Source organism: Rugamonas sp. (assembly GCF_025354735.1).
GTDB lineage: Bacteria > Pseudomonadota > Gammaproteobacteria > Burkholderiales > Burkholderiaceae_D > Rugamonas.
Map to the genome: position 1 here is coordinate 1 of NZ_JANXMI010000093.1, position 9,577 is coordinate 9,577.

Below are 9,577 nucleotides of genomic sequence, written 5' to 3' on the forward strand. Positions count from 1 at the left end.
CGCCGCTGGGTGCAGGCCGCGCTGTTCGCGCCGGCCGAGCTGACGATACGCTTCGTCGACGCCGAGGAAGGCCGTACCCTGAACCGCACCTACCGCGAGAAGGACTACGCCACCAACGTGCTGACCTTCGCCTACAACGAAGGCGAAGAGTTGCCCGACGACGCGCCGACCCAGGCCGACATCATCCTCTGCACCGACGTGCTGGAGCGGGAAGCGGCCGAGCAAAAGAAAACCGTGGAAGAACACGCCGCCCACCTGATCGTCCACGGCGTGCTGCACGCGCAAGGCTACGACCACATGGACGACGAGGAAGCGGCCGAGATGGAAGGCATCGAAACGGACATCCTGGCCGGCCTCGGCTACGCCGATCCCTACGCCGACTGAGCGGACGGAGCTGTCTTTTTGACAAAAACGGCTCCGCCTCCCCATTTGGTGTATCCTATACCCCTTCGAAACAACGGCTCACGCCTCCTATGCAAGAGCACTCTAGTGGCGTCAAGACTGACGCCAAACCCCATCGGTCACTGTTTGAACGCCTGACCGCACTGATCTCCCCCGAGCCCGAGAACCGCGCGGAACTGCTCGAAGTCCTGCACGACGCCCACGAACGCAATCTGATCGACGCCGACGCGCTGTCGATGATCGAAGGCGTGTTCCAGGTCTCCGATTTGTCGGCGCGCGACATCATGATCCCGCGCTCGCAGATGGACGTCATCGACATCAGCAAGCCGATCGAGGAATGGATGCCATCCGTGCTGTCGACGGCACACTCGCGCTTTCCCGCCATCGAGGGCGAGCGCGATAAAGTCATCGGCATCCTGCTGGCGAAAGACCTGCTGCGCTACTACGCCGAAGAATCGTTCGACGTGCGCGACATGCTGCGCCCGGCCATCTTCATCCCCGAATCGAAGCGCCTCAACGTGCTGCTGCGCGACTTCCGCGCCAACCACAATCACATGGCCATCGTGGTCGATGAATACAGCGGCGTGGCCGGCCTGATCACCATCGAGGACGTGCTCGAACAAATCGTCGGCGACATCGAGGACGAATACGATTTCGACGAGGAGGAGGACAACATCCTCTCCATCAAGGAAGGCGTGCACGGTCCGCGCTGGCGCATCAAGGCGCTGACCGAGGTCAGTCAGTTCAACGAGGAACTCGACACCACGCTGCCGGTCGACGACGTCGACACCATCGGCGGTCTGGTGGCAAAACACCTGGCCCGCATGCCGCACAAGGGCGACGTGTTCGATTTCGAGAACCTGCGCTTCGAAGTACTGCGCGCCGACGCGCGCCAAGTCCACGTGCTGCTGGTCGAGAAGCTGCCGCCGGTGGCCGGCGCCGATGAATAAAGCCATCGGCTGAGATGCGCTTTCGCCGCACCGATCCCAACGCCCCACCCAAGCCACAGCGCAGCACCCGGGGCCGGATGCTGATCGCCGCGCTGGCAGGCGCGCTGGCCGTGTTCGCGTTCGCGCCGTTCGGCTGGTGGCCGGTCGAAATCTTCAGCCTGGCGGTGCTGTTCTACCAGGTGCTGCGCAGCCCCACCGTCAACAGCGCGGCGCTGATCGGCTGGGCCTTCGGCTTCGGCTGGACCGCCGCCGGCACCCACTGGCTCTACGTGTCGCTGCACTATTACGGCGACATGGCCGCGCCCATCGCCGCCGCCGCCGTCGCGCTGCTGGCCGTCGGCATGGGCTTTTACGTGGCGCTGGCCATGGGCGGCGCGGCGTGGCTGCGGCGGCGCTGGCTGCTGCCGCTGCCGGCCGCCAGCCTGCTGGTGCTGCCGGCCATGTGGGCGCTGTTCGAGTGGATACGCGGCTGGCTGTTCACCGGCTTCCCCTGGCTCTCCGCCGGCTACGCCCACAATCACAGCCCGCTGGCCGGCTACGCGCCGCTGCTCGGCGTCTACGGCCTCGGATGGCTGGCCGCCCTGTGCGCCGGCGCCCTGCTGCTGCTGGTGCACCGCACGCGGGCCATCGCCGCCGGCGTCATCGTGGTGCTGATGGGCGCGGGCTACGGCCTGAGTTTCGTGCAGTGGACCCATGCCGAAGGCCGGCCGATTTCGATCCGCCTTTTGCAGGGCAATATCCCGCAAGAAGAAAAATTCAACGGCGCCCACGTGCAGCAGACGCTGACGCTGTACCAGAACATGATTACCGCCGCGTCGGCCGATCTGATTGCGACGCCGGAGACGGCCATCGTGATGCTGCCGCAGCAGCTGCCGTCCGACTACCTGCCGACGCTGAGCCAGTACATGCACAAGACCGGCAGCAGCCTGGTGCTCGGCATACCGCTGGCCGACAGCGCGAGCGCCTACTTCAACAGCGTGATCGGCATGACGCCGCTGGCCGGCGCCGGCTACTACCGCTACGACAAGCACCACCTCGTGCCCTTCGGCGAATTCATCCCGCTCGGCTTCCGCTGGTTCGTCAACCTGATGTCGATCCCGCTCGGCGACATCACCAGCGGCGCCAACATCGAACCGGCGTTCGCCATCAAGGACCAGCGCGTGCTGCCCAATATCTGCTACGAGGATCTGTTCGGCGAAGAAATCGCGGCGGAGCTGAACACGCCGGCGCAGGGCCAGGCGCCGGCCACGCTGCTGCTCAACACCTCCAACCTGGCGTGGTTCGGCGACACCATCGCCATCCCGCAGCACCTGCAAATTTCGCAGATGCGGACGCTGGAAACGGGCCGTCCGATGCTGCGCGCCACCAACACCGGCGCCACCGCCGTCATCGACGGCCGCGGTACCATCGTCCAGCAACTGGCGCCGAACACGCGCGGCACGCTGGCCGCGACGGTGCAGGGCATGGGCGGCGCGACGCCGTATATCCGCTGGGGCAACAAGCTGTTCCTGCTGCTGGCCGCGACGGCGCTGGCCGGCGCCCGGTGGTGGGCGCGCCAAAATGCAAAAAAGCCGCCACCAGCCGCTTAAACTCACCAGCCGCCCGGCAAAACCCGCTAAAATTAGCCGCTTTAGCGTAGCTGCAAACGCCGCGCCTGCGCCGCACACCACCGACCACTCAAGATGCTCACATTTCAACAAATCATACTGACCTTGCAAACCTACTGGGACAAGCAAGGCTGCGCCCTGCTCCAGCCCTACGACCTGGAGGTCGGCGCCGGCACCTTCCACACGGGGACCTTCCTGCGCGCCATCGGCCCCGAGCCCTGGCGCGCCGCCTACGTGCAGCCGTCGCGCCGCCCGAAGGATGGCCGCTACGGCGAAAACCCGAACCGCATGCAGCACTACTACCAATACCAGGTGGTGTTGAAACCGGCGCCGGAAAACATCCTCGACCTGTATCTCGGTTCGCTGTCGGCGCTGGGCCTGGACTTGCAGCAGAACGACGTGCGCTTCGTCGAGGACGACTGGGAATCGCCGACCCTGGGCGCCTGGGGCCTGGGCTGGGAAGTGTGGCTGAACGGGATGGAGGTGACGCAGTTCACCTACTTCCAGCAGGTCGGCGGCCTCGATTGCAAGCCGGTGCTGGGCGAGATCACGTATGGCATCGAGCGCCTGGCGATGTATTTGCAGGGCGTGGAAAACGTCTACGACCTGGTGTGGACCGAGTGGGAAGAAAACGGTGTAGCGAAGAAGCTGACCTACGGCGACGTGTTCCATCAAAACGAAGTGGAACAGTCGACCTACAACTTCGAGCACGCCAACACCGACCTGCTGTTCGCCCAATTCGCCAGCCACGAATCGGAAGCGAAGCGCCTGGTCGAGCTGCAACTGACGCTGCCGGCCTATGAGCAGATCATGAAGGCTTCGCACAGCTTCAACATGCTCGACGCGCGCGGCGCCATTTCCGTGACCGAGCGCGCCGCCTACATCGGCCGCGTGCGGACCTTGTCGCGCCTCGTCGCGCAAGCCTATTACGATTCGCGCGAGCGCCTCGGCTTCCCGATGCTGGGGACCGCCGCCTCCGACGCCACCGCACCCGCCGCCGCAGAAGTAGCTGAAAATAAGCTGAAAACGATATAAACGATATGAATCAAACTCTCCTGATCGAACTGCTGACCGAAGAACTGCCGCCGAAGGCGCTCGCCAAACTGGGCGCGGCCTTCAGCGCCGGCATCGTCAACGGCCTCAAAACGCGCGACTTCCTCGAAGCCGACAGCGTCGCCACGATCTACGCCACGCCGCGCCGCCTGGCCGTTTCCATCACCGGTGTGCGCGATATGTCGCCGGACAAAATGATCCGCGAAAAAGTGCTGCCGGTGAGCGTGGCCCTGGACAAGGACGGCAACGAGACCGCGCCGCTGCGCAAAAAACTCGGCGCCATGGGCGTTCCCGACCTGGCGCTGTCCGAGCTGGAAAAAGCCGCCGACGGCAAGGCCGAAAGCTTCTTCTACAACTATCGCGCGCCGGGCATCGCGCTGGCCGCCGGCCTGCAGGCGGCGCTGGAAGAATCGGCCGCCAAGCTGCCGATTCCAAAGTTGATGAGCTATCAGCGGCCCGACGGCGCCACCGTGCAATTCGTGCGTCCGGCCCACAGCCTGATCGCCCTGCACGGCATCAACATCGTGCCCCTGACCTTGCTGGGCCTGAACGCGGGCCGTAGCAGCCTCGGTCACCGCTTCCTGACGTCGGGCGAGGCGATCGTCATCAAGCACGCCGACGACTACGCCGCCGTGCTGGCCGCCGAAGGAAAAGTCATCGCCGGCGTCGACGCGCGCAAGGAAAAAATCCGCGCCGAGCTGCTGGCCGCCGCCGGCGCCGACCTGGTGCTGATGCCGGAAGCGCTGCTCGACGAAGTGAGCGCGCTGGTCGAATGGCCGGTGGTCTACGAGTGCAATTTCGAGGAGGAGTTCCTGGCCGTGCCGCAGGAATGCCTGATCCTGACGATGCAGACCAATCAAAAATACTTCGCGCTGACCGACACCGAGGGCAAGCTGCGTTCGCGCTTCCTGATCGTCTCCAACATCGCCACCGACACGCCGGCCGCCATCATCGGCGGCAACGAGCGGGTGGTGCGTCCGCGCCTGTCCGACGCCAAGTTCTTCTTCGAGCAGGACAAGAAGAAGACGCTGGAATCGCGTTTGCCGCTGCTCGACAAAATCGTCTATCACAACAAGCTCGGTACGCAGGCCGCGCGCGGCGAACGCGTGGCGGCGCTGGCCGGTTTCATCGCCGGCAAAATCGACAGCGATGCGTCGCTGGCGATCCGCGCGGCCCGGCTGGCCAAGGCCGACCTGGTGACCGACATGGTCGGCGAATTCCCCGAGCTGCAAGGCATCATGGGCGCCTATTACGCGCGCAACGACGGCGAGCACGCCGACGTCGCGCTGGCCATGTCCGAGCACTACCAGCCGCGCTTCGCCGGCGACACTCTGCCGACCACCGGCACCGGCACCGCCGTGGCGCTGGCCGACAAGCTCGAAACGCTGGTCGGCATCTGGGCCATCGGCCTGGCGCCGACCGGCGACAAGGATCCGTTCGCGCTGCGCCGCCACGCGCTCGGCGTGCTGCGCATGCTGCTGGAAAAACGTTTGACGCTGTCGATCGGCGAGCTGCTGTCGGCCGCCGCCGAACAGTTCAAGTTCCTGCCCGGGTTTAAGGATCCGTCGGCCGACGTCGCCGTCTTCATGATGGACCGTTTGCGCGGCATCCTGCGCGAGCGCGGCTTCTCGCCGAACGACATCGAGGCCGTGCTGTCGCAAAACCCCGACCGCCTGGACGACATCGTGCAGCGCCTGGAGGCGGTGCAGGCCTTCGCCGCGCTGCCGGAAAGCGCCTCGCTGGCCGCCGCCAACAAGCGCATCACCAATATCCTGAAAAAGAACGAGGAAGCGCTTAGCGCCAGCGGCAACGCCGGCGTCAATCCGGCGCTGCTGCAGGACACGGCCGAAAAAAATCTGGCCGCCGCCGTCGCCCGCGTGCAGCCGGAGGTGGAAGCGGCCTTCGCACGCGGCGACTTCGCCGGCACGCTCAAAACGCTGGCGCAGTTGCGCGACGACGTCGACGCCTTCTTCAACGACGTGATGGTGATGGCCGACGATGTCGCGCTGCGCAACAACCGCCTGGCGCTGCTGTCGTCGCTGCACGGGATGATGAATCGCGTGGCCGACATTTCCAAGCTGGCGGCGTAAATGGGTGCGCCGGCCATGAAGCTGATTATTCTCGACCGCGACGGCGTCATCAATCATGATTCGCCGGACTTCATCAAGTCGCCCGCCGAGTGGCTGCCGGTCCCCGGCTCGCTGGAAGCGATCGCGCGCCTGAACCAGGCCGGCTACCGCGTGGTGATCGCGTCCAACCAGTCGGGCATCGCGCGCGAATTCTTCGACATGACCATCCTCAACGCCATCCACCAGAAGATGCACGGGCTGGCGCAGCAGGCCGGCGCCACCATCGACGCGGTGTTCTTCTGTCCGCACGCGGCGGTCGACAACTGCGACTGCCGCAAACCCAAGCCGGGCATGTTCGCCGAAATCGCACAGCGTTACAACGTCACGCTGAAAGGCGTGCCGACCGTCGGCGACTCGCTGCGCGACCTGCAGGCCGGTTTCGTCAGCGGCTGCGTGCCGTACTTGGTCCTGACCGGAAAAGGCGTCAAGACCCAGGCCACCGGCGGCCTGCCGCCAGGGACCATGGTCTTCGCCGACCTGGCCGCGATGGTCGGCCACCTGCTCAAAACGACGGTGCCGCCGGCGCTGCACGTCGTGACGTAATCACTGAAATCAATAACCGAATTCGTACCGGAGACCGCATTGCGTCACTCATTTTTATTCCTGCGTTCCCTGCTGTTCACGGCCATCATGGTCGTCTCCACCATCGTCTGGGCCTGCGTCTGCTTTCTCGTCGCGCCGCTGCCGTATAACAAACGCTTCTACGTGACCGCGCGCTGGAACGTGTTCATGATCTGGTGCCTGAAGGTCATCTGCGGCATCCGTTACGAAATCAAGGGCGCCGAGAATTTCCCGGACGCGCCGGCCATCGTGCTGTCGAAGCACCAGTCGGCGTGGGAGACGATTTTCCTGCTGCCGAACATGCCGCGCCCGCTGGTCTTCGTCTTCAAAAAAGAGATTTTGTACATTCCGTTTTTCGGCTGGGCGATGGCGCTGCTGCGCATGATCCCGATCGACCGCAAGCAGGGCAAGCACGCCTTTAAACACGTGGTCCGCCACGGCAAACGGCGCCTGGCGGACGGCCAATGGATTATCATGTTCCCGGAAGGGACGCGCATCCCCGTCGGCCAAAAGGGCAAGTACAAAAGCGGCGGCACGCGCCTGGCGATCGATACCGGCGCGGTGGTGGTGCCGATCGCGCACAACTCCGGCGAATGCTGGCCCAAGAATTCGTTTATCAAACGCCCCGGCCTGATTACGGTCTCGATCGGCAAGCCGATATCGCCCGAAGGACAGACGCCGGACAGCATGATGCAACAGGTGGAAAATTGGATAGAATCAGAAATGCACGTCATTTCGCCCCACGCCTACAGCGCTGGTTAGACGACCTGGCCACTGTCATCAAACCGGCGCCGCCGACGGCGGCGCCGGCCCAGGACCCACGCCGGCAACTCGACCTGTTCGGGCAAGACAGCGCGGCGGCGCCGGGCGCGCCGCCGCCGGCACCGCCATACTGCGCGCCCTCCGCGAACCTGTTGCGCAGCGCCGATCCGGCGCCACGCGGCGCCGCGCCAATGCCGCCGCCCGCCCCCACATCCGGCGGCGCTGTCACTATCGCGCCGGCGTCGCCTTTCGCCATTCCGACCCGGCCGCAGCCACCCATCGCGCCGCCGTCGGACGCCGCGCCCAAGCGCCAGCTGCTGGTCGGCCAGTTCGTCCTCGAATACTCCTTGCGGCGCTCGACGCGGCGCTCGATCGGCTTCATGATCGACGACGACGGCCTGCGCGTGACGGCGCCCAAGCGCATCAGCATCATCGAAATCGACAACGCGATCCGCACCAAGCAGCAGTGGATACTGAGCAAACTGCACGAACGGCGCGAACGCCGCGCGGCGCGGCTGGAAAAGCCGCCGGTCGAGTGGACCGACGGCGCGCAACTGCCCTATCTCGGCGGCGACATCACCTTGCGCCTGCTGGTCGGGGGCCGCAACCGCAGCAGCTACAATCCGGCCACGCGCGAGCTGGCGATGGTGCTGGTGCCGGGCGCCACGGAATTGCTGCTGAAGGAGCGCGTGAAGGCCTGGCTGCAACAGGAAGCCAAGCTGCTGTTCGAGCAGCGGCTCGATCTGTATGCGGCGCGGCTGGGCGTGCGCTACGCCTCGTTCGCGCTGACGTCGGCCGGCACGCGTTGGGGTTCCTGCACGGTCGAGCGCAAGATCCGGCTGAACTGGAAGCTGATCCATTTTTCGCTGCCGCTGATCGACTACGTGGTCGCGCACGAGCTGTCGCATCTGCTGGAGATGAACCACAGCGCGCGCTTCTGGGATACGGTGGGCTTGATTTATCCGGAATACGAAGAGGCCAAGCAGCTGCTGCGCAAACGCGCGCAGGAGCTGCCGGTGTTGTTTGGCTAAGCTGCCGAAGTGCTTGGGCGACTGTTGAATTCTTCCAGCCGCCGATCGAACCACGCCAGGTATTCGGCTTTCTCACGGAAACTGGGGAGGGTTTGCCCGGCCAGCATTTGATAAACCGGGTTCAGAGCAACACCCGCATCGACCGCCAACACGGTCAAGTCTTGGTAGGCTTCGGCCACCGTAGAAAACATCAGTAAAGCGCTCACACGGGCGTCTGTGTCGTCGATCCCTTCGACGGCGGTTTTGAGATAGGCGATCGCCAACGCACGATCCCTACGCAAATTTTGAATTTCAAACGCGTGGTGGGTAGCGTCGGGAACGAAAACATATGGAGTCTTTCGCAGATCCATTTCAAATCGCTTCAACTCGATCAATTCAGCTTCGGTTTTTGGAACACGATTTGCTCTAGCTGATAATTTATCTTTGATACGCCAAAGCTCGGTCAAGATCTCATTTTCCATTTTCCTTCCCCCATCAACCTTAACAACCATTTGCCATGTGCCGACAATTCCAGGTCAGCAGAAAATTCATATGGTGGATGGTTGCGATGGCGATATGCAGCGCATCTAGGCGCGCCTTGGCCGGAACGATATTCTTATTCAGCAGAAGGTCCGCCAATTTTCTAACTCGCTCATCAATCATCAATACAGGCAAGTCGTGCATGGCGGCGATCCGTTTTTTTGCAGCGAGGGGATGGCCCGCACCACATTCATCGATTACTACATTAGACACGAAACAGCAGAAAAAATTCCTTTTTTCCCACCAAAGGCGCGTTGCCTCCTGATCCGCCAAAAGATCGGCAACGCGGCTGTCGCGCGCGCAAAGGTAGCTGATGACGGAGGTTTCAATATACACCGATGGCATCGGATCGTTCATGGCCGGCTCTCGTGATTCCAGAGCCGTCCATTAAACCGCGTTTCACGACCAGGGGATCATGGCGCGGTTTGGCCGATGTCAACGATGGAGCAGAGGAGGCAGCAGCGCCAGCGTGCGCCGGGTGGCGCCGCGGTGCTGGTTGGCGAAGGCCAGCGCCTGCCGGCCCATGTCGGCGCGGGCGGCGGCGTCGCGCAGCAGGCGCGCCG

Annotated in this window: 10 protein-coding genes; 8 read left to right on the forward strand and 2 right to left on the reverse strand. The window is 64.0% G+C overall.

Annotated elements, in window-relative coordinates; translation table 11 throughout:
- The 8 genes from ybeY to Q0S71_RS08280 form a co-directional block, all read left to right on the forward strand.
- The coding region (gene ybeY / locus Q0S71_RS08245; protein ID WP_295993900.1) for an rRNA maturation RNase YbeY at window positions 1-384 on the forward strand (384 nt) is incomplete at its 5' end.
- A gap of 89 nt (window positions 385-473) precedes the next feature.
- Window positions 474-1,352, forward strand: coding sequence for an HlyC/CorC family transporter (locus Q0S71_RS08250; protein WP_295993901.1), 879 nt, complete (start codon window positions 474-476; stop codon window positions 1,350-1,352).
- Window positions 1,353-1,366: 14 nt separating this feature from the next.
- Window positions 1,367-2,941 (forward strand): apolipoprotein N-acyltransferase, encoded by a 1,575-nt coding sequence (lnt, locus tag Q0S71_RS08255; RefSeq protein ID WP_295993902.1) that lies wholly within the window; start codon window positions 1,367-1,369, stop codon window positions 2,939-2,941.
- A gap of 93 nt (window positions 2,942-3,034) precedes the next feature.
- The gene (glyQ, locus tag Q0S71_RS08260) at window positions 3,035-3,994 is read left to right on the forward strand and encodes a glycine--tRNA ligase subunit alpha (RefSeq protein WP_295993903.1); all 960 of its coding nucleotides are present in this window, start codon (window positions 3,035-3,037) and stop codon (window positions 3,992-3,994) included.
- A 5-nt stretch (window positions 3,995-3,999) separates the two neighbouring features.
- Window positions 4,000-6,102: a glycine--tRNA ligase subunit beta gene (glyS, locus tag Q0S71_RS08265; RefSeq protein WP_295993904.1), complete on the forward strand. Its 2,103-nt coding sequence runs from the start codon at window positions 4,000-4,002 to the stop codon at window positions 6,100-6,102.
- 15 nt (window positions 6,103-6,117) lie between these two features.
- On the forward strand, window positions 6,118-6,684 hold the full coding sequence (gene gmhB, locus Q0S71_RS08270) for a D-glycero-beta-D-manno-heptose 1,7-bisphosphate 7-phosphatase (protein ID WP_295993909.1): 567 nt from the start codon (window positions 6,118-6,120) through the stop codon (window positions 6,682-6,684).
- Window positions 6,685-6,723: 39 nt separating this feature from the next.
- Window positions 6,724-7,464 carry a 1-acyl-sn-glycerol-3-phosphate acyltransferase gene (locus Q0S71_RS08275; protein ID WP_295993905.1) on the forward strand — a complete coding sequence of 247 codons (741 nt, stop codon included), beginning with the start codon at window positions 6,724-6,726 and terminating at the stop codon, window positions 7,462-7,464.
- 191 nt (window positions 7,465-7,655) lie between these two features.
- The gene (locus tag Q0S71_RS08280; protein ID WP_295993906.1) at window positions 7,656-8,495 is read left to right on the forward strand and encodes a M48 family metallopeptidase; all 840 of its coding nucleotides are present in this window, start codon (window positions 7,656-7,658) and stop codon (window positions 8,493-8,495) included.
- On the opposite strand, the gene Q0S71_RS08285 is transcribed toward Q0S71_RS08280, so the two are convergent.
- Both Q0S71_RS08285 and Q0S71_RS08290 read right to left on the reverse strand, forming a co-directional pair.
- Window positions 8,492-8,956 carry a hypothetical protein gene (locus Q0S71_RS08285; protein ID WP_295993907.1) on the reverse strand — a complete coding sequence of 155 codons (465 nt, stop codon included), beginning with the start codon at window positions 8,954-8,956 and terminating at the stop codon, window positions 8,492-8,494. The two genes, Q0S71_RS08280 and Q0S71_RS08285, sit on opposite strands and share 4 nt — an antisense overlap.
- 19 nt (window positions 8,957-8,975) lie before the next feature.
- Window positions 8,976-9,371 carry a type II toxin-antitoxin system VapC family toxin gene (locus Q0S71_RS08290; RefSeq protein WP_295993908.1) on the reverse strand — a complete coding sequence of 132 codons (396 nt, stop codon included), beginning with the start codon at window positions 9,369-9,371 and terminating at the stop codon, window positions 8,976-8,978.
- Window positions 9,372-9,577 lie beyond the last annotated feature (206 nt).